We start from the raw sequence: 21,407 nt of genomic DNA, 5'->3' as shown, positions 1-21,407 counted from the left end.
AGGGTCCTTTCTTGGTGGTGTCGCAATCCCGAGAATACCCTACTTTTTTGTTATCTGTGAAGACTCCAAATTTTGTTACACAGACTACTTTACTTCATCCAACATTCCGTCCGTTTTCTCTTTTTCCTTCGCTGTAAGCACGTTTTTCGTGCTTACAGCGTCGCTGACGGACCACTTGCCTTCCGTAACGCGGAAAAACAGCTTTACAGTTCAACATTCCGCCCACTCACTCTTTTTCCTTCGCTGCAAGCACATTTGGACCTCCTTCAGTCGCTCTGTAAGAAGGAAAAACCTACTTACAGAGATGAAAATGGCGCGAGCGAGCGAAGCTTGAGATGTAAAGCTGTTTTTGAGACTGTCGAATAACTATTTTCGGGGAGGGGGGGAATTTTACTGAATAGCAGAAAAGTTGGCTGTCAGACCAGTTGCAATCGTTTTTTTGTTATGAGCCCCACTACTCATAAAAATCGATTGTTAGCCAAAACGATCTAGAGGTGTTCGACAATTTCCAGAAAGGCCATTCAAGACTACAATAACCGCTCCACGGCCCGTTCATTGTCCCCATTCCAGTACACAAAAAGGTCCCCACAGCCTGAACACTTCATCTAAGTGTCCATTCTATAGGAACCTTTTTAACTTCTACCCCTCTCTTCTCATCGACAACCCACATCTTTCAACAGCTCGGAAAATCCCTTCATATCCCGTACAACGACATATGTTGCCGCAAAGCGCCTCCTCGGCTTCCGCCCGAGTTGGGCTGGGATTCGTTTCCCAGAGTGCCGTCAAACTAACGACCATGCCCGCTGTGCAGTACCCGCATTGAAGCCCGCCTTCTTCCAGCATCGCTTGCTGAATCGGATGCCGTTCGTCTCCGTCAGATATCCCCTCGATGGTCGTTACTTGCTTGCCGGCCGCCTGATAGGCCATCAGCAGGCAGGCATTTACCGGCTTGCCGTCAAGCAGCACCATGCAGGCCCCGCAGCGGCCAATCTCACAGGAAACCTTGGTCCCCGTTAAAAGCAAATCGTCACGCAAAATGTCCGACATGCGTTTGGAAGCCGGCACAGGGATCACCATGTCCTTGCCGTTAATGGAACATTCAAGCACGTACGTTGTGTTTATCATGCGCCTTCCACCCCTTCCAACCAATCGATGGACTGCACGATGTCTTCAGGTGAAATCGGCAGCCGATTCACCCAAATGCCCGTTGCCTGTCGGACTGCGGCGGTAATCGCCGGCGCTAATCCGACCGAGCCAATCTCGCCAACGCCGCGCGGACCGAAGGTATCGCCCTCCGGCAGCTCTTCAATGGCATCAACGCGAATTCTATGCGGGGCGTCTTTAAAGGTGGGAATCAAATACGTATCCAGATTATGCCGCACATATTTGCTCTCTTGCATCACGGCATCCTCCGTCAGCGTATAGCCCAGTGCCATGAGGCTGCCGCCCTCAATCTGTCCGAGGAAGCCCATCGGATTAATGACAGGGCCGGCGGCGATGACATGATCCGTCTGCAGCACCTTCACGCGTCCGGTCAGCATATTCACTTCAACCTCCGCAATCACGGATGCGTAGGTGTATAAATAGTGCGCGCCGACCAGTTCATCTGGCGTGGTCGGATAGTCGAACTCCGTATGCGCGATGATCGGCTCCGCTTTCCTCTCGGCCGCTACTGCCAGCTGCGCATACGTCACGACCGGCTTGCCCGCTTCATCGTCTATGCGATGAATGCCGCCTATGCCGGTCCTGAGCTCTTCGGCAGCGAGGCCGGCGAGCTCCGATGCCTGCTGCAGCAGCGCCTGCACGAATGGCGGCTTCAGCCGCTGGAGCGCGCGCCACATCATCGTGGTGGCGCGCGATGCTGTGCTCGATCCGCTGACGGGCACACGGTCCGTATCGCCGATGACGATACGGATGTCCTCGGCCACGCAGCCGAAGAAGTCCTGCAGCATCAACGTGAGTGCTGCATACAGCCCTTGCCCGAACTCCTCAAAGCCGAAGGAGGCCTGGATTTTGCCGTCCGGCGTGAGCTCGATGCGTCCGCCCGAATGGTCGGGGATGCCGAAGCCGAGCCCGGCGCCATGCATCACTAAGGATGCGCCGATGCCTCGGCGTATCCACGGCTCAGCTTCCTGCTCCTCCGACTGAACCAGTGTCGACTTGCCTTCCCGAGCGGCCAAACCCCGCTTCGCCCAAAGCGGCGACTCCATCGCTTGGCGCCACACTTGGTCGGCGCCCTCCGTCTGCACGATTTGCTGCCCAAGCGGCCCCGGATCCTCCGGAGCGCGCAGGTTCAGCTTGCGCAGCTCCCAAGCATCCATGCCCAGCTTCTCGGCCAACCGCTCCATTTGGCTCTCCACAGCGAAAATCACTTGGTTCGCGCCAAAGCCACGGAATTCACCGGATACGCCATTATTCGTATAGACACTCATTCCCTCCACATCTACATGTGGGATGATATAAGGCCCTGTCGTATGTTCGGTAGCGAAATTCAAAACCTCGCGGCCCAAGGTTGCATAAGCCCCTGTATCGGCTAAAATTCGAACCTGATGAGCAATCAAGCGTCCATCTTTACCTACGCCTGTTTTCATTTTGATCCTCATCGGATGTCTTTTTATGCCGGCAATAACGGATTCCCTGCGTGAATTGTGCATCTTGATCGGAGCCCCTGTCTTCAATGCCAATAAGGCCCCGAAGGGCTGCACATTGAGTTCATCCTTGCCGCCGAACGAACCGCCGATCGGACTCGAAATAACCCGAATCCGCTCCTCTTCTAGGCCCAAAATGCGTGAGAGCTGCATCCGGTCCTTGTACCCATGCTGCGTCGGGGAGTATACGGTCAGCCTTCCGTCTACCTCTGGGATAAACAAACCACCCTCCGTCTCCATATAAGTGTGCATCTGGCGAGGTGTCCAATACGTTTCCTCTACGATGTGCGCACACGCTGCGAACGCAGCGTCCGCCTCTCCATGCTTGATCTGGGTTTGATGCAGCAAGTTGCCTTCCGGATGGAGCAGAATCGTTCCTTCGTCCAGCGCAGTCTCGGGATCATCCACAATCGGAAGCGGCTCATACAGCACTTCAATTAAGCTAAGTGCATGCTCTGCAACCTCTTCCGTGTCTGCCGCCACAACTGCCAATGCGTCCCCGATATAGCGGACTCGCTCGTGACAGAACACCGGTTGGTGAGGAAAAGCGATACCGAACAAATTCATACCTGGCACATCCTCTGCCGTCAAAACGGCTTGAACGCCGGGAAGCTGCTTGGCTTTACTTGTATCTATGGATAATACCCATGCATGCGGATAACGACTGCGAAGCACTTTGCCATGCAGCATGCCAGGAGCGGTTAAGTCGGTCAAATATCGGAGCTTTCCGGTTACCTTCTCGTCCCCGTCAGGACGAATCATCCATTTTTCGGCATGCGTATTACGATTCAAGAGCATCCGCTGCGCCCCCTTTACGCCAGGCTTTATATAACTCGGATACGATTAAATTCGCTGCCGTTCGTTTACGGTAGGGTATTCCCGCATAATCGTCGGCTACCGCCTTGAAGCCTGCCGCAACGCCTGCATGCAGTGTTTGCAGCAGCTTTTTAGACAACCGTTGACCGATTATCGAAGCCTCCAACTCCTCAAATCTTGCCGGAACAGCATTCCCTCCCCCCGCAGCTAAAGCGATTGTCCGAATCTTACTTTCGGCGTCCAGAGACACTTGACCAGCTACCGTAACGACAGATGGCGTGAATGCTTCTCGCCGTCCCACTTTCAAATAAAATTTATACCTATACCCGTATTCCTGCTCCACCAACTCCGTAGAGGGAACCATAAGGCCTGTCAATAATTCATAATCCTTAGAAACGGGGCTTGCCAACCATTCACAGATCGGCAGCACGCGCTCCACCGTACCATCTGAACTCCTTACCTGTGCATCCATAACGAGCAGAGCAGGAAGAAGATCACCCGTCCGGGTCATGACATTTCCACCAATAGAGGCTAAATTTCTTACAGAAGGTGCTGCAATTTCCGAACAAGCTTGCACCAACAGCTTACATCGGTTTCTTATAAGTTCATTATTAATCAAATCCGCCAGACAAAGAGCGGGTCCTATATGAATAAGTCCATTGGGATCAACCGATAATCCTGTCAAAGTGGGGATACGTCCCAGACTAATCAAATGCTGCGGCAGAGGTGCCATGGCATTCTCCCAGCGTGTACGAAGCCAAGTTCCTCCGGCTACAAGCACGGCATGATCACCCCATTGTTGTTTCATTTGCATGGCTTCTACCACACTCGCAGGTTGCCATACCGAAGGCTGCTGCTCAGGTAAGGGATATATAGAAACTGACATGAACAACCCTCCTTTTATGAGTAATCATGATTCCGAATATTATATGTCATAATATATGACACAAAATCGAATTTTATATAAAAAAATAGCGCATCATAAACAAAAATGCACTACCTGTTTCATATATGTTATTTTATCTTACATACAATTATGCGTAAAGGTTTTTTTCGCCTCTTTGTACAATTCAGGCGTATCTACATCCATAAACTTCCATTCATTTTTTTCTTCCACGACACATCCACGATACTTCGGCGACCGGAACAAAGATCGGGCTCCCACATCACCGACTAAAGAAGCTGCTTCAGCCCACATGCTTCTCCCTAACACAACCGGAGGTTTAGGCAGGCCCTCATCTCCACTCGCTATATAATCGAAGTCATCATTCTGATCGTACGTGCGGATAAGTTTATTCAACATATCTTCGTCCACGAAAGGCTGATCGGCCAGCATCACCATAATACCTTCCGCCCCTATAGCTTCTGCCGCCTGAATACCAGTCCGCAGCGAGTGTGCCATACCTAGTTCGGCATCGGCGCACACCTCAATCCGACACCTGCCAGCCGGTATAGCCCCCAGAGCTTCTTCCGGCAGCCAGTCTAACGGATCTCCAGCGCGAACAACAATTACCATATGCGCAAGATCGCGCGGAGAGCATGTGCCAAAGCAGCCCCACCAACTCTCTTGGTCTCAGAGAGCTCAAGGGAGAGCTTCGGCATTCCCATTCGTCTGCTGCTCCCAGCTGCCAAGTAAACGCCTACCACCCGCTTCTTCATCAGGCTCACCATCTGTCGTAGCCATGGACATCTTGCTCCACGATCAATGATGAGCTGCGCTCCCCCATTCGGTTAACGCCACGGCGAATGCTAATAAGCTCGGCCAGCACGCTAACCGCATTCTCAACCGGACCTTCCGACCCAATCCGCAAACCTATTGGATAATGCAGCCAATCGGGTCGCTCCAGCCCTTCTATCATTTTTTCCGTTCGCTGCCTTGAACCCATGATCCCCAGATAGCGCAACGGCGAACCCAAAGCTTTATTCACAAAATCGGCATCCTTCTGAAATTGATGACTCATCACCACAACATAATCCTGATTATTCAGCTTTATTTCGTTTATAAGCCGCTCCGGAAAAGCAACAACCGTGGAAGCTCCCGGAAACCTCTCAACCGTGCAAAATGTGTCTCGCCAATCAGCGACCACAACGCGAAAGCCTGCGCTAACCGCCATTTGCGCAAGCGGAATCGCATCGTCATTGGCACCGAATATAACTACTCTTGGCTTCGGGGCGAATAACGAACAGAAGGTATGTGCAACAGCTCCCCTTATTGGAGTAATGGCCGCAATAGCTTCTCCCTCTATGAGTAGTTCATACGCCGTGTTTGAGTAGCCATCCGTGAAGGTGCGCACAAGTTGTATAGCTTCCCCACGATCCAAGCTTGTTTTGATCGCCAGCAGATGAACCAGTAGTTCACCGGCAATCGGCTCTAAAAGAACTCGAATGAGTCCCCCACATCCAATCGTTTCGCCCCATCCCATGTCATCGACAGGCCGCATGTCATACTCCACCACTTGGGGCTTTTGCGATTCCCAAACCGCTGAACGGTACTCAGCCAAGTCCGCTTCCAGGCAGCCCGGAGAAATGCTCCCTACCGAGCTTCCATCCTCCATCAGCAGCATGATGGCTCCTTGTTTGCGATAAGCATGGCCTACCACTTCCATGACCGTGGCTATAACTGAAGCTTGGGAACTTCTCTCTACTACAGACAAAATGTCATAAGCTTCCATCACTCATCACACCTCTTCTTATGGATTCGTCGCTCGACACGATTACCACCCGATAGCTAAACCATCCCCGCGCGATCCGCTGCGCCGCTCATCATCCCTTTTTCATCAATGACAATGCCCTGCGCTTGACCCATAATGCCATCCCAAGGGTTAACGGGCTCCACACGGTGCCCCCACTTCTTAAGCCGAGCATATACATCAGCTTCCAGACGATGTTCCAACTTTAACGCATCCCCCTCTTCCCCCCACGTACGACCGTACACCCAACGAGGCAGCGCAATAGCCTCTTGAATCGACAAGCCATAATCCAATACGCCGGTTAAAATGGAAAGCTGCGTTTGCGGCTGCCCTTCGCCGCCTTGTGTGCCAAATAGCATGTAAGGTTTACCCTCCTTGGTCACCATTGCAGGCATTAAGGTATGAAAGGACCTTTTACCAGGCTCAAGCGCATTCGCCGAAGCTGGATCGAGAGCGAAATAGGAGCCCCGATTTTGCATAATAATTCCTGTAGTTCCCGGCACATAGGCAGCACCAAAATCGAAATACAAACTTTGAATAAAGGAAACGGAATTCCCTTCTTCATCCACAACAGCCGCGTAAGCCGTGTCCTGCCCGATTGCCGGAGATAAATGTTCACTCGCTTTCAATGGCTCCGCCTGAATCTCATTCCATAATTGTTTGGCATACGATTTGGATAGAAGACGTTCCAGCGGGATTTCCCGAAAACGAGGATCGGTCAAATACAGATCGCGATCACGAAATGCCTTTTTAATGACTTCCGACATCATATGATAAAAGTTTGCCGAAGCCCTCGGCACAGCGCTCATCTCCATATTTTCTAGCATATTCATCATCATCAGCGCAGTGAACCCTTGTGAATTGGGGGGCATCTGATAAATCTCATACCCACGGTATGTGGTGGAGAGCAGATCTACCCATTCCCCGGTAAAGTTTAGAAAGTCCGCTTCCTGAAGCAATCCTCCGTCCCGCTGCACATGACCCACGATGGTCTGCATGACTGCCCCTTTATAAAAGGCATCCCTGCCTTCTTGTTGAATGATTCGCAGAGTTGCAGCCAAATCTTTTTGTAGAAGGCGATCTCCTTCTTTTTTCAACTCATTGTCAACCATATATAGTGCACTCAGCTGCTCAGAGGCCCGAATAAACACTTCATCCTTCCGCATCCAATACGCTAAATTCCGTGAAATAGGAAACCCTTGTTCCGCATAAGCAATAGCAGGCTCCAGCAGCTTCTCCCATGACAATTTGCCGTATTTCTCCCAAACTTGCCACCACGCATCCACCATACCCGGAACGGTGATTGCGCTGAGAATACCCCGCTGCGGAATGGCAGTCATGCCCTTACTGCTATAATAATCAGGTGTTGCCCATTCAGCCGACTTCCCGCTTCCATTGAACCCAGTGAACGTTCCCGACGCAGCGTGGTGCATGAGGAAAAAAGCATCTCCGCCAAGCCCCGTCATATGCGGATATACCACACCTAACGTCGCACTAATTGCAATCGCAGCATCAAAGGCATTCCCGCCCTTTTGCAAAATTGCACTTCCAACACTGCTGGCCAAATAATGAGGCGTTGCAATCATCGCGCGCTCCGCTTTAGGCATAATATTTAACATGGCAGTTCCCCCTCTTTACGAGCATATATGGCGAGTGCCGCCTGCAGCGCTTTACCCGCTGAGATATCCACACCATGCCACATGAGTACGGCTTCCAAGGCGCCCAGCACATGAAGCACGTTTTTCTCATTACAACTAAAGCCCATCGTCCCAATTCGCCAGATTTGTCCTTTTAAAGGTCCGAAAGAACTCGCAATTTCGATACCAAAGTGACTCAGCAGCATGGACCGCACAGCCTCTCCATCCACGCCGCCAGGAATACGAATACAAGTAACTACAGGCAGCTTGCATTCCGAATGACCATAAAGCGTCAAACCCATTGCGCAAAGTCCGGCAACCAATGCCTCTTCATGACGTTTATGTCGTGCAAAGCGTTCTTCCAAGCCTTCCTGCAGGGCGATTCGCAATCCTTCGCGAAGCGCATACAGCATGGAGGTCGCTTCCGTATGATGGTTAAGTCGTTTGGGACTCCAATAATCTTGAAGCTGTCCAAGGTCAAAATAATTGCTCGCAACAGGCCGCATGCCTACATACGGCACAGCCCCTTGCTCGCGAAGCCCGCGTTCAATCGTTTTGCGGCGAAGCACCTTTGCCTCGACACGTTCATTATAAGTGATAGGTGACATACCTGATGGAACAGATAAGCATTTTTGAGTACCGCCAATGACGGCATCCAGCTGCCACTCATCCGTTTTGACCGATACGCCGCCGATCGTCGCTACCGCATCAACAACAAGCAGCGCTCCGACCTCGCGACAAGCCGGCCCGATTCCGTCGAACGGCTGTATGCATCCCGTAGACGTTTCACCGTGCACAACCGCTACGATGTGCGGCTTCTCACGATGAATGGCCTCGATAATTTCCGCAGGATCAAACACCGTTCCCCAATCTTTTTCGAGCATAGTTACTTCGGCTCCGCAGCGTTCAGCGATTTCCACAAGCAGATTGCCGAAACGCCCGTAGATCGGGACTAATACTTTATCTCCAGGTTCAATAACGCTAACCAGAACTGCTTCTATACCCGAACGCGAGGTGCCATCTATAGGAAAAGCCCATTGATTATTCGTTTGAAACAGCTCACGAAGCATCTCCATGGTCTCATTCATCAGCTCAGTGAATTCCGGATCGAATTGACCTAATATCGGATAAGACATCGCGCGCAGCACGCGCGGGTCGACTTCAACAGGACCGGGCGTCATGATGGTGCGCAAGGAGGGTGATAAGTCTTTATAGGTTTTCATCCGCTTTGCCCCCATAGCCATATTGATACAACACATGCACCAGCGTTTGGAATCCGGCGATTAGATCCTCGGGCGCTGTATATTCTTGTGGACTGTGACTGATTCCTGCGCGACTTGGCACGAATATCATGGCTGTCGGACAGATTGCCCCAAATAACTGAGCATCGTGCCCGGCCCCGCTCGGTAAGCGCATACTACGGAATCCATGTTCATCACATACCGCTTCAATTTCTTCCGAAATCCCCCCATCCATCCTCACAGGAGAAGAATATAAATTTTCAACCACATCTATATCAAGCTCTCGTCGCATCGCGATTTCTTTAAGCTTCGTAAGCAATTTCACACAAAAGGCATTCATCTTCACTTCATCTGTATGGCGAATATCCAAGGTGAATGCCACTTCTCCAGGCACTACATTTGACGTACCCCGTTTCACATCCAACCGACCTACGGTGGCAACGAGCGGCTCACCTTCCGCAAGCGCCATCTTCTCCGTCAGAGCAACCATTTCGGCTGCACCGACCAGAGCGTCTTTACGCATCGTCATCGGTGTTGTTCCGGCGTGATTGGAAGTCCCCTTCACAATTACGGTCATTCTGATTTGGCCTACAATAGCCGTTACTACGCCAATCTGCTTCTTTTTGTATTCAAGGACAGAACCTTGTTCGATATGAATTTCGATGTATGCCCCTATATCAGAGCGTGCAGCCGAATGATCAGCCGCGTACTTCAAATCAAATCCCGATTTCTGCATAGCTTCCAGCAGAGTGACACCATTAGGGTCAGCAATCCCTGCAACTTCCTTGATAGATCGCACCCCGGTCACATGCCCTGAACCCCAATAAGCAAGCGGGAAGCGGCTTCCCTCTTCCTCACAAAACGAGACAACCTCCAATGTCCTCTTCGGCATCCCATAGGCAGCCTTTAAATACCCCAATGCCAACATACCGGCGACAACACCGTAAGCACCGTCGTATTTACCCCCATTTTTCACCGTATCTATATGAGACCCTGTAAGCAGCGGTTTCAGAGTTTCGCTGCTCCCCTGCAGTTTCCCGTATACATTGCCAACCGCATCCGAGTGCGCCTCCAACCCCAACTTCCGCATTCTGCCCGCCAACGCAAGCTGCGCATCCGACCAGTCCATCGTGTAAAGCAAGCGGGTTACCCCACCGTCTGTGGTAGCTCCATATGTGGCAAGCCACTCTAGCACTTCAAGCAGTTGCTCCGAATATTGAGACAGAAGCTCCGGCGAGTCCAGTGTCATTTTAGCCATCCTCCTCACCTCCGATACTTGCTGCATGACGAAGCCACAACCCCTTAGATTCGCCTACTACTCCTTCACCTAGTTCGTATACTTTCGTGCCGCGCAAGAAAGTCGCCTTCACCCGGCAACCGAACTCTCTTCCGATATATGGACTATGTTTGTGACGGAAAAGCAAATCGCTTTGCTGAAGCTTGTATCCACACTTCATATCAACCAAAGCAAAATCAGCATCCGCGCCTACGACAATTTCGCCTTTGCGTGGATACAGCCCGAATCGCTCGGCAGGCTCCTGCGACAGCATTCTTGACAGCAATGGCAGCGGGATTCCTCTGCGAAGATGACCTTCATCCAACATGAGCTCTAGCGAGCTCTGCGCGCCGGAGATTCCGCCCCATGCCTCGAACATATCTCCCTGCTTCATATCCGTAGGACATGGAGAGTGATCAGAGGCAATGATGTCTAAACGCCCAGCCGCCAGCTCAGCCCACAGCCGCTGCTGATCTTCCAACGTGCGAAGTGGCGGCGCGCACTTGGCAACAGGCCCCAGCTTCTCCAAGTCATCTGAGGTAAGCGCCAAATAATGCGGACACGTCTCCACCGTGACGTCCATGCCTTTAGCCTTCGCTTCCGTGATGGCCTGAACCGCCTCAGCGCTGCTGATATGCACGAAATGCAGCTTGCAGCCCGTTTGCTCCGCGTAGAAGAGCGCGCGCTTTACTGCATCGAGCTCCGCTAAGATCGGTCTCGTCGCCACAAAATCAAGCGCTCCACGCTTGCCCTCCGCCAAGGCTTGTTTAGCGAGGCTCGAAACGATCTCTTCACTTTCCGCATGAAGGGCAAGCACCTTGCCTAGACGAGCTATTTCTTCCATCCCCGCATGTAACGTCAGGTCGTCCACCTCAGCGAATATGTCCTCCCCTTCCCCGCCGGGACAGGACATAAATGCTTTAAATCCAATAACTCCCGCTTCCGCCAGTCCCTGCAGCTGTTCGATATTGCCCGGAACAAGACCGCCCCATAGAGCATAATCAACGTAGGACGAACCTTCGGCTGCCTTCAACTTAGCAGTCAGCGCGCTCATACTAACTGTAGGAGGCACACCATTGAGCGGCATATCGATATAGGTCGTGCACCCGCCCGCTGCAAGCGCAGAAGAGCCTGTGACAAATCCTTCCCAGTGACCGAGTGCCGGTTCATTAAAATGTACATGCGCATCAACCATCCCGGGAAAAATGTGCAAATGTTCAGCATCATAGACGGGTGTATGCTCGGAATAAACGAGGTTTTCGCCCAGCGCAGCAATTTTGCCACCCTGAATACCGATATCTAACAGGCGTACTTGATCCAAGAGGACAACGGTGCCATTACGTATCACCAAGTCAAACTCTTTATTCACACAAAAACCTCCTCGCCTTTGTAAGTATTTATCCCAATGACTTCAACTACCGCGATAGGTGTTATATCCCCAAGGCGCAATCAGCAGCGGCACATGATAATGAGCTTGGCTGCCGGATACACCGAACCTCACAGGCACTTCTTCTAGAAAAGCAGGTTCTGCCAGGTCTGTACCACGACTGCGGAAATACGGACCCACATGAAAAACAAGCTCATACATACCCGGAGTGAAATCCTTTCCGCTTAAAAGCTCCCCTTGGACACGGCCATCCCCATTCGTCACCGCAGAATGAAGCAGCTGCGACCCACCATTATCGAGACGAAATAAGTCGATACGCACACCACTTGCCGGGCGCCTCCGCTAACATCCAAGACATGCGTCGTTATCCCCACGCTGCTCATAGGTCACCCTTCGTCATCGAGAAGCCTTGGAAGCCATAAGGCGGACGAGGTTCGGTAAACACCTTGCCTTCTCCCGTTGAGACATGTTCAAGAATGGTTTCCCATGTGCGATTGTTCGATTCAAAGCGAATTTCCTTCAATTGCGGAAAACGAGTCAGCGAACGCTGACCAATGCGATATATTAGGTTTTGAATCGATGGAGAATGCTGCTCATGGAATACGGTATGTGCGATATCACGAATCTGCTCGGCGGCTACGTAGCGCCCAAGATCAGCATCAAGCGCGTCCGCAACTTCTTCATAGCTCCAAGCGATATCCAGAAAAATAAATAGCGGACGATCAAAGGATTCCGGAAGTGTCGTATATTCATCTCTCACAAAGCCTGAGAAAGAGCTTCCTTGCACCTTAATCAGCTTAAGGTCGGCGATTCCGCCGGAGTGTTCCACAACAGCAACCTCATCTCCCGTTCGTAAGACCTCAACCAAAGCGGTCGGATGCTCGTTCTGCGAGTAGCGGTAAACGAGCTTTCCACTTTCAAACCCTTCCGCGCCAGGCACCGGCAGTACTTCGAATGAAACCTGGTCCGCAGTCATGCGCACACCCGTCATTTGCGGATACGTCTCAAGAAACTTACGACCGGCATATTCTAGGAAGCCCTCGGCCGTAGCCCCTTCATACTCTCCAGCTTTACGAAGGATGAAATTCTTCATCGAATCTGTTGCAACGACAAGTGAGTTATCTCCTTCGGAGAACGAAGTGAAAAACTTTTCCCCACTGACCGCAATTTTAATATTCATGCCGAACAAAACATTATCGCGTCCCGTAAAGCCTGATTCAGGTATTAAAGTGAAATTCGTAAGTGGCTTGGCATAAGAACGATACACCCATACATCACCTTTACCGTAGTACATGATTCTTTCCGATCCATTCGTTTGCTTCATCGCTCTTCCCTCCACTTCATTCCTTAACACAGCCTCTAAACGGAAACGCCCTATCTTGCAAACCTCCTGCAGCGCTGTTCCCAGCTCTACATCCAGATCCCCATCTATTCGATGACGGATCGCCTCTCGAATCGTCTCTTTCGTCTGCCCTTTGACAGCCATAATGAAAGGAAACTGAAATTTATCCGTATACTGCTTGTTATAAGAAAGAAATTGTTCATATTCTTCTGAAATCAGCTGGTTTAGTCCCACACCCGACTGCTCTTGAACGGAATGATTTGTCATGGCCACTCTTGTTCCCAAATCAGGGTGTGCCCTTAGCAAGGCAAGCTGATCTTCTCGATCCGCTCGCCAAACTTCTCGCTCCAACGCGCTAATGAATTCCTGCTGTGTAGTAAATGGCAGTGAGCTCCAAGCACGCCCCGCAACCCATGGCGAGTGCTCGAAGAGAGAGCCGAAAGCTTGGATGAATCCATCCTGATTCAATTTATTCACTTCATGTAATGTTAGCTTCACTCACTCATCACCTCTATTTCTATGCAAAATCCACTATCTGTTTATCAAGATTTGTTTCATTGTAAGTCCGGTTCCCCTATGGGTCAATTTATATGATAGAATTTTGTAAACTTTCATAACATCATCATTTTTTTTGGATATTTGCACCGAAATGTTAGGAGCATGCACAACAAAAAACCGCTCAGCATCATTTGAGCGGTTTTCGCTATCTTTTACGACCAATATCCAGCATGTGCAGCTACAGCAGCAGCCTCCACTTCAGGAAACGGACCTAATATCTCAATCGCCTTGTTCCCTCTGGCAAAAACCTCCCGGCATGGCAAATCAAGCGTAGGATTTTGCTCATCATCTCCTGTCAGTTCAGCCAACAGCTTTTCCGAGATCCCATAAACCACACGTCCTACGTTCCCCCAGTAAATAGAACCCGCGCACATGGCACACGGTTCGGCCGAGGTGTAGAGGGTGCACGCCCACAATTGTTTCTTGCTATATAGCTTGGAGGCCGCCTCCATTAACGTTGTCTCAGCATGCCCCGTACAATTCGACTCCGTAATTTCGATATTTCCTTGTTCCAGCAAAATGTCTCCGGAAGGTCCGACTAACAACGCACCGAATGGGGTATTGCCCGATTGCCTGGCTAATATCGATAGCTCAACAGATCTTTTCAAATATGGAATATGGTCGTTATGGTCGCTCAATATACGTCCCTCCCTCTGCTATTCTTTAATTAAAATCTTTGCTCCCGAATGTACGGCAATCCAAGCGCCTCAGGTGCTCCCGATGGCTTATTGCGGTTACGCCAACCGAGGAACATCAGTACCAGAATGGTGACGATGTACGGAATCATTTTCAAAAAGTAAGAGGGAATATGACTGCCAATCAACTGCGCACGGAATCCCAGTGTATCGAGTACACCAAAAAAATAGGCACACACCAAAGCCCGAACCGGGTTCCACCTCGCAAAAATAATGAGCGCCACCGCAATCCAGCCACGTCCGGACGTCATGCCTTCGTTCCACGTTGGCGTGTACACAAGCAGCAAATCAGCCCCCGCAAGGCCAATCAACATGGAACCTACAATGATGCATCCGTAGCGAATAGCGATTACCGGAATCCCCATTACATCCGCAGTTGCCGGATTATCGCCGACTGCTCGGAGATGAAGCCCCCACGAAGTCCGATGTATGAATAGATGCAAAACCATAACAATCACAAAACTGAACCAAGTGAATATGTCCATATGAGCAAAAATAGGTCCTACTACAGGCACACTCTCCAGCCACGGTAAATGGATCTTCGGGACTGCTCCAGGCAGCGGTAGTCCACTTACAGGTTTACCGAGATACGCGCTAAGTCCCGTCCCGAATAACGTCATAGCCAATCCACTGACAACCTGATTAGCACGCAGCGTCACACAAAGAAATCCATGAAGAATACCTAGAACGCCGCCAATCGCAAGCACACTAAGAATCGCTAGCACCAAGCTTCCTGAATGAATAAAAACAAGACAAGAGGTTACAGCCCCCATCAGCATAAGGCCCTCTGCTCCTAATTGCGTAACACCTGATCTTTCAATAAGAATGCCGCCCAAAACAGCAATCAGCAGCGGCGTACCTGACGATATCGCAGCTTGAATCATTTGTATGGCGATGTCCATTCTCGTCTACCCCCTTTCTATCCTCTTACCGGTTACGGCGCAGACGAATCTTTCCAGCCATGCCTCCCGCTATAAGAAAAAATAAGATTGCCCCCTGAATCATCGATGAAGTAGAAGATGGCAAACCTATGGTTTGCACACTGTATCCTCCCACAATTAGTCCACCGAAAAGCACCGAGGATACCACCAACCCGAATGGATTCAGCTTTGCAAGCCAAGCCACAATAATGGCTGTATATCCATAGCCTGGTGAGATCCCGTACATAAGGCGATGCGCAACACCCGAAACCTCACTCATCCCTGCAAGCCCTGCCAATCCACCGCTAATGATCATCACAACCAACACATGTCTGGAAATCCGAATTCCTGCGTTCCGCGCCGCTTCTCCATTCGCCCCGATAAGACGAAGCTCGTAGCCCCATCGTGTATAACGAATGGTGAAAGCGTAGAGCAGCACAGCCACGATCGCGAAAACAATCCCCATATGGAGTCGCGATGATCCGAATGCAGGTAACGATTGTGCCGCCGTAAACATGGGGGAGCCCGGAAAATTAAACCCTTTGGGATCTTTCCACGGCCCGAATACGACGTAATTTAAAGCGAGCAGAGCAACATAATTAAGCATTAAAGAAGTAATTAGCTCATTGACTTGAAAATACATTCGCGGAATGGCTGTTAATAAACCCCATATCCCTCCCGCTGCGATACTTGCGACCACCATCAATGGAATCGACACATACATCGGGAGGTGCGGAAAATAGACAGTAACCGCCGTCGCTGCCATCGCCCCTGCCAAAAACTGGCCTTCAGCGCCTATGTTCCACACTGAAATTCGGTAGGCGATCGATACCCCTAAGCCACAGAGGAGCAGCGGAATGGTTTTCACAAGTGTCTCTGTCATCCCAAAGGAAGATCCAAACGCCCCCTTCAGCATCTTGGCGTACACTGTAATCGGGTTCATCCCATTCAAGCCAATAAATATACCACAAGCTACAAGCGCCAAAATAATGGACACAACGGTAATCCACCAAGGGCTGCTCCCCCCGGCAGGATCAAGCTCTAGATGATACGGTATGCGGAAGCTTTTTTCCCGCTTTGCCGCCTTATTGTCAATCGGGATTGTTCCCGCTATTTGTTGTTCACTCACCCTGCATCCTCCTTTGTCATAAGCATTCTCCCTGTCACGAGGAGCCCGCCATTAACATTCCGATATGCTCACGATCCGCTTCCTCGCGGACGATATTGCCGACAATTCGCCCATCATACAGAACCAGTATCCGATCGGCCAGCTGCAGAACCTCATCCAAATCTTCGGAAATTAGCAGGACAGAGCGTCCCTTGCCTCGCAGCTCATTCAAAAGTTGATGCACGCCATCCGTTGCACCTACATCCAAACCCTGAGTCGGATGCACAGCAACCATAAGCTTTGGACTTTGATCAATTTCACGGGCAAACAGCAGTTTTTGTTGGTTGCCCCCTGACATTTGTTGGACAGGCGCCTCGATTCCCGGCATCTTCACATCGAAAAGCTCAACAAGCTTCTCCGACCATCTCCGATTGCTTCCTGTACGCAGTAAACCGAAACGAGATCGTTCCCCAGACCAATAGGTTTTGAACAGCAAGTTATCTACAGCATCCAGACTTCCTGCCAGGCCACTCTTCATGCGGTTCTCCGGCACATGTGCAATACCGGATTCAATTGCTGCGCGAACCGAACCATTTCGCAACGCCTTTCCATCGAATCTGACAGCTCCTTGCTTCCACGTGCGAAGACCCGTCAACACCTCCGCAAGCTCCTTTTGCCCATTACCGGATACACCGGCAACCCCCACAATCTCGCCTTCATCCACTTGAAAATGAAGGTCCTTCAGCGCCTTTCGTCCGTGATCCGCGTACACATCCAGACCCTCAACAACAAGCATCGCCTTTCCTAGCATTGGCTCTCTGGAGAGAATCCGATTGTGAATTCCCTCTTTACCAACCATGAGTTGCGCCAATTCCCATTCAGTCGTTTCCGCCTTTGCCATCGTCGCGATCATTTTCCCCTTGCGCATAACAGAGATGCTGTCGGAGGCGAACATAACCTCCTTCAATTTATGCGTCGTCATAATGACCGTTTTCCCTTCTCGCTTCATACGGCCCAGCGTCTCCAACAATTGATCCACTTCTCCCGGCGTCAACACTGATGTCGGTTCATCCAAAACAATTAAATCCGCCCCCCGATAAAGGGTCTTTACGATTTCCACACGCTGCTGCTCACCAACTGACAGCTGCCAGATAGGACGGTCTACCGGAAACGGTAAACCAAAATGCTTCGAGATCGCTTCAATCTCCTCCGACTTCTGTCCAAGCCAGCGTGGACCGCGCCAGAATGACGATTTCTCACCGAGCACAATATTTTCTGCCGCCGTCAACGTCTGTACGAGCCGAAAATTTTGAAACACCATGCCAACGCCTAAACCCATCGCATCCTTCGGAGATCGAATACGCACCTTCTCCCCATGGATGTGTATATCTCCGCTTGTTGGGCGATATACACCGGAAAGCATGCACATCATCGTACTTTTGCCAGCACCATTCTCACCAAGCAGGGCGTGAATCTCTCCCGCTTTCGCCCGGAAATCAACATGATCGTTCGCCGTTACGGAACCAAACTGTTTCACAATTTGATTCATCTCAACCGAATAACTCGCCGCTCGATCCATCGGTTCTTCACCCTTATCTGCCATAGTCCTTACCCCTTTATGTTCAAAACAGCATCTCCCTATAAGGGATCTGCTGTTTGGAGTTCTACTACTTAGGAATTGTGCCATCCACACCTTGCACGAACCAATTCATTTCAAGAATTTTTGACAGCTCGAGCTCTTTGCCTGCCTCGACTTTACCGTGCCAGCCGTGTCCTTAATGGGACCCTGAAATACTTTGAGCCCTCCGCTTACCGCTTTTGATTTCGCGTCTTCCACGAGCTTCTTCACATCAGCCGGAATATGGTCGCCAAGCGGCGCAATCCCCACCATGCCATCTGCCATAGAGCCCATATACTGTTCATTCGTCCATGTACCGTCCATAACGGACTTCACTAGCTTGGTGTAGTAAGGACCCCAATTCCATGTTGGATTCGTCAAATAATTTTTCGGCGCGAACCGCGACATATCCGAATCATTTCCACCTGCTAACGCACCGCGTTCAGCCGCAGCTTGAATCGTGGCCGGTGAATCCTGATAAGCAAGCAAAACGTCTGCGCCTTTGTCCAGCAAGCTAATTGCTGCTTGTCGTTCCGTCGCTGGGTCGTACCAAGTATTCGTCCAAACGACTTGCACCTTAGCATTGGGATTCACACTTTGAATACCTAGCGCAAACGCGTTTATGTTATAAATGACTTCTGGTATAGGGAATGCGCCCACATATCCGATCAAATTTTTCTTTGTCATTTTACCGGCGGCAATACCGCTCAAATAGCTGCCCTCAAAGTTTTTACCGAAAAAAGTACCCATGTTTTTATCTGTCTTGTAGCCAGCGGTATGTTCAAAAATAACCTTCGGGAATTTCTTCGCTACATTCAGCGTGAAATCCATATACCCAAAGCTCGTTGTGAAAACAATATCGTGCGATTGTGCCAGTTCAGTAATTATCCGTTCGGCATCTGCGCTTTCCGGCACATTTTCAACAGTATCCGCTTTAATACCAAGCTCTTTCTCCATTTGCTTGCGTCCTTCATCGTGTTGGAACGTCCAACCCCCATCACCAGGAGGACCAATATAGACGAAAGCTACCTTAGGTTTTTTCTTTTCATCAGTAGTTGAAGTTGCAGGTGATGCACTTGTTTGTGCTGCCATCGTCGCAGCGGGTGCTGAACTGCTACCCGAAGATGAAGAACTGCTTGAACAGGCTGACAAGATAGAAACCATCATCATGATTAAAACCAGACCCATCAAACTCATTTTGCCGCGATTATTCATAGGCTTCCTCCCCATTTTCCACTGATTTATCTATCTTCTCCCCTCACTATACGAGTCAGATGTTTTATACGTCAATTAACATAACATCAATTTAGCTTATATTACAAATATATGGAAGTTAATTGTATGGAACGCCTAATTATGTGTCACGTAATATTACGTTATATTTTTCCGAATAAAAAGCATAAGAAAAACCTAACCTGGATATTGCTTTGGGTATGTCCCTGTCGTTAGCTGTCTACGCTAACGAACCGTATAGTGTTTATCGAGGGGAATTTAGCTTGTCCATTTTTCTAACGAACTGAAGCGACGTTATGGAGTCAATTATGAGTAAAGTGAGGCGCTTTTACTTGAAATAAAGCGTCTGGAGTTCGTTAAAACGATAACTCTCTGTATTTTGATCAAATAAGGCTTGCTGAGTTCGTTAGGCGTCCCCGTCAAAAAAAGAAAGGCGCTCAACTTTAACGAAGTTGAGCGCCTTTAAAAAAGCGCTCCTTCTTAAAGGAGCACTAATTATTGCTATATTTCCTTCTTATGAAAGGAAAATACCGCCATAAACGAAGCCTGCGACAATCACAAAGGCCGGATGAATCTTTCTTTTTTGAATCCAATAAAAAGCCACTACGGCAATACCTATAAATTGAAGAAAACCAATTGTTTTGGTAGATTCCACCACACTACTCCATGTGACCAAAACCATCATAATCGCAATTACCGGTTGAACGAGCAAGGTCATTCCTTTGATCGCCGGCGATTTTTTATATTTTTGCAACAGATTGAGTAAAATGATGAGTGCTATTATAGACGGCACCACCGTTGCCGCTACGGCAATGATTACGCCAATCCAGCCTCCGATCTGATACCCTACATATGCCGCTATTTTGGTGGCAATGGGTCCAGGCAATGCATTTCCGAGCGCTAACATATTCGAGAATCCGCTGCTGGTCATCCAAGAATGATTAGGAACAATTTCCTGATACATCAAGGGAATAGAAGAAGGCCCACCGCCATATCCAAACACATTGGATAAAAAGAAGCTAACAAGTAAATGCCACCACTCCATCATACGCCGCCACCTTCTCCAAGCTGTCTCTTCTTCCATTTATCCGTCAACTTATGATGGAATGCTCCGTACAGCAAAAAGAGAAAAATGACGATGGCCGGATGTACCGAAAATGTCTGAAGCAGCAAGAACGATATGATAAAAAATACAACACCTGCTAGCCAACCCAATCCTTTAATGGCCTTCTCCCCAAACTCATAAGCCATCACACCTAACATCACCGCTACAATAGGCACAACCGCCGCGATCATTCCCTTGATAACAAGCGACGTACTAAAGAAATGTATAAACGAATACAACCCAACCATAGCTGCGCATGTAGGTACAATGTGAGCCAAAACACCAACCACTGCACCCCATACACCCTTGAGGCGATATCCTAAATACCCCGCGAGCTTCGTTGCAATGGGTCCGGGCAGTGTGTTAGCGATCGCTAACACCTCCACGAATTCCTCATCCTTCATCCATTTGAACCGCGTAACCGCCTCATATCGAATTAACGGCACGATGGACGGCCCGCCCCCATAACCGAGAATACCCGTCCGGAACATGGCCATTCCAATCTCCACATATGCATTTCCCACTTGTTCTCCACTCCAGTCTAAGTCATACACGGGCACAGCTATGTACGCAAGTTGGCTATTTCTAAGTAAACTACGCTTTATTGTAATCTAATTTCTAATTATTTTCTGATTTTATGTTTAATTTTGTGAAAATGACAAATTTTATATCAGTTGTTTGGCAGCTTTGCTTGATCGAATTTGCTCCGTCAAGACCCTGATGCTTACTAATTAAAATAACAAAAAGCCTTATTAGGAATCATCCCAATAAGGCTTGCTCATTTGCTTGGCAACGTTCTACTCTCCCAGAACCCTGCGGTTCAAGTACCATCGACGCTGGAGGGCTTAACGGTCGTGTTCGAGATGGGAACGCGTGGGTCCCCTCCGCCATCATCACCAAACAGTCAAAGCGTGGTTTGCGCCTTGAAAACTAGATACGAAACGTTGCGTAAAGTTTGAAATGCTTAGGTTTTCTGGGCCCCAATCAAGTATTCGGAATTCGCTACAAAGCTTATCTTCACTTGGTTGGGATTAGGTTAAGCCCTCGACCGATTAGTATTCGTCAGCTGCATACGTTGCCGCACTTCCACCTCGAACCTATCAACCTCGTCGTCTACAAGGGGTCTTACATAC

At 49.7% G+C, this 21,407-nt stretch carries 17 protein-coding genes, 2 rRNA genes and 1 pseudogene; all 20 read right to left on the bottom strand.

The features are described from left to right. Positions 1–639: 639 nt before the first annotated feature. Entirely contained in the window at positions 640–1,125 is a 486-nt protein-coding gene (locus tag FU659_RS30500) for a (2Fe-2S)-binding protein (RefSeq protein ID WP_147951012.1), read from the bottom strand. Continuing rightward, positions 1,122–3,446 (bottom strand): xanthine dehydrogenase subunit D, encoded by a 2,325-nt coding sequence (gene pucD / locus FU659_RS30495; RefSeq protein ID WP_147951011.1) that lies wholly within the window; start codon positions 3,444–3,446, stop codon positions 1,122–1,124. The genes FU659_RS30500 and pucD overlap by 4 nt, the downstream gene beginning before the upstream one ends. Continuing rightward, positions 3,430–4,350 (bottom strand): FAD binding domain-containing protein, encoded by a 921-nt coding sequence (locus FU659_RS30490; protein WP_147951010.1) that lies wholly within the window; start codon positions 4,348–4,350, stop codon positions 3,430–3,432. Before FU659_RS30490 ends, pucD begins: the two co-directional genes overlap by 17 nt. A 138-nt stretch (positions 4,351–4,488) precedes the next feature. Then, positions 4,489–4,980 carry a nucleotidyltransferase family protein gene (locus FU659_RS30485; protein WP_147951009.1) on the bottom strand — a complete coding sequence of 164 codons (492 nt, stop codon included), beginning with the start codon at positions 4,978–4,980 and terminating at the stop codon, positions 4,489–4,491. A 148-nt stretch (positions 4,981–5,128) separates the two neighbouring features. Beyond that, entirely contained in the window at positions 5,129–6,136 is a 1,008-nt protein-coding gene (locus FU659_RS30480) for an XdhC family protein (RefSeq protein WP_261808156.1), read from the bottom strand. Between the two features lie 42 nt (positions 6,137–6,178). Next, positions 6,179–7,773: pseudogene (ggt, locus tag FU659_RS30475) on the bottom strand (gamma-glutamyltransferase). Then, positions 7,767–9,014 (bottom strand): pyridoxal-phosphate-dependent aminotransferase family protein, encoded by a 1,248-nt coding sequence (locus FU659_RS30470; protein ID WP_147951007.1) that lies wholly within the window; start codon positions 9,012–9,014, stop codon positions 7,767–7,769. The pseudogene ggt and the gene FU659_RS30470 overlap by 7 nt, the downstream one beginning before the upstream one ends. Continuing rightward, on the bottom strand, positions 9,001–10,290 hold the full coding sequence (locus FU659_RS30465; RefSeq protein WP_261808154.1) for a M20 family metallo-hydrolase: 1,290 nt from the start codon (positions 10,288–10,290) through the stop codon (positions 9,001–9,003). Before FU659_RS30465 ends, FU659_RS30470 begins: the two co-directional genes overlap by 14 nt. Next, complete coding sequence (locus FU659_RS30460) at positions 10,283–11,677, bottom strand: allantoinase (RefSeq protein WP_147951006.1); 1,395 nt, start codon at positions 11,675–11,677, stop codon at positions 10,283–10,285. Before FU659_RS30460 ends, FU659_RS30465 begins: the two co-directional genes overlap by 8 nt. Before the next feature lie 42 nt (positions 11,678–11,719). Beyond that, the gene (gene uraH / locus FU659_RS30455; RefSeq protein WP_315971391.1) at positions 11,720–12,016 is read right to left on the bottom strand and encodes a hydroxyisourate hydrolase; all 297 of its coding nucleotides are present in this window, start codon (positions 12,014–12,016) and stop codon (positions 11,720–11,722) included. A gap of 58 nt (positions 12,017–12,074) precedes the next feature. Further along, entirely contained in the window at positions 12,075–13,535 is a 1,461-nt protein-coding gene (gene pucL / locus FU659_RS30450) for a factor-independent urate hydroxylase (protein ID WP_147951005.1), read from the bottom strand. A gap of 212 nt (positions 13,536–13,747) precedes the next feature. Further along, positions 13,748–14,233, bottom strand: coding sequence for a nucleoside deaminase (locus FU659_RS30445; RefSeq protein ID WP_147951004.1), 486 nt, complete (start codon positions 14,231–14,233; stop codon positions 13,748–13,750). A 29-nt stretch (positions 14,234–14,262) separates the two neighbouring features. Beyond that, the gene (locus tag FU659_RS30440; RefSeq protein WP_147951003.1) at positions 14,263–15,192 is read right to left on the bottom strand and encodes an ABC transporter permease; all 930 of its coding nucleotides are present in this window, start codon (positions 15,190–15,192) and stop codon (positions 14,263–14,265) included. A gap of 25 nt (positions 15,193–15,217) precedes the next feature. Then, positions 15,218–16,339, bottom strand: a complete 1,122-nt coding sequence (locus FU659_RS30435; RefSeq protein ID WP_147951002.1) for an ABC transporter permease — start codon at positions 16,337–16,339, stop codon at positions 15,218–15,220. Between the two features lie 34 nt (positions 16,340–16,373). Continuing rightward, positions 16,374–17,921 (bottom strand): ABC transporter ATP-binding protein, encoded by a 1,548-nt coding sequence (locus tag FU659_RS30430; RefSeq protein ID WP_261808153.1) that lies wholly within the window; start codon positions 17,919–17,921, stop codon positions 16,374–16,376. Between the two features lie 105 nt (positions 17,922–18,026). Continuing rightward, positions 18,027–19,151, bottom strand: a complete 1,125-nt coding sequence (locus FU659_RS30425; RefSeq protein ID WP_315971390.1) for a BMP family ABC transporter substrate-binding protein — start codon at positions 19,149–19,151, stop codon at positions 18,027–18,029. A 532-nt stretch (positions 19,152–19,683) separates the two neighbouring features. Then, a complete protein-coding gene (gene chrA / locus FU659_RS30420; protein WP_147951001.1) occupies positions 19,684–20,217 on the bottom strand; it encodes a chromate efflux transporter ChrA in 534 nt (177 codons plus the stop codon). Continuing rightward, positions 20,214–20,798 (bottom strand): chromate efflux transporter ChrB, encoded by a 585-nt coding sequence (gene chrB, locus FU659_RS30415; RefSeq protein ID WP_483874518.1) that lies wholly within the window; start codon positions 20,796–20,798, stop codon positions 20,214–20,216. The genes chrA and chrB overlap by 4 nt, the downstream gene beginning before the upstream one ends. Positions 20,799–21,058: 260 nt before the next feature. Next, positions 21,059–21,175 (bottom strand): 5S ribosomal RNA (gene rrf / locus FU659_RS30410). A 131-nt stretch (positions 21,176–21,306) separates the two neighbouring features. Next, positions 21,307–21,407 (bottom strand): 23S ribosomal RNA (locus tag FU659_RS30405); the annotation flags it as partial.

The sequence above is a fragment of the Paenibacillus sp. N3.4 genome, from assembly GCF_008017805.1.
Taxonomy (GTDB): domain Bacteria; phylum Bacillota; class Bacilli; order Paenibacillales; family NBRC-103111; genus Paenibacillus_E.
The sequence above is the reverse complement of the archived record's forward strand: the minus strand, read 5'-3'. Positions and strand labels throughout refer to the sequence as shown.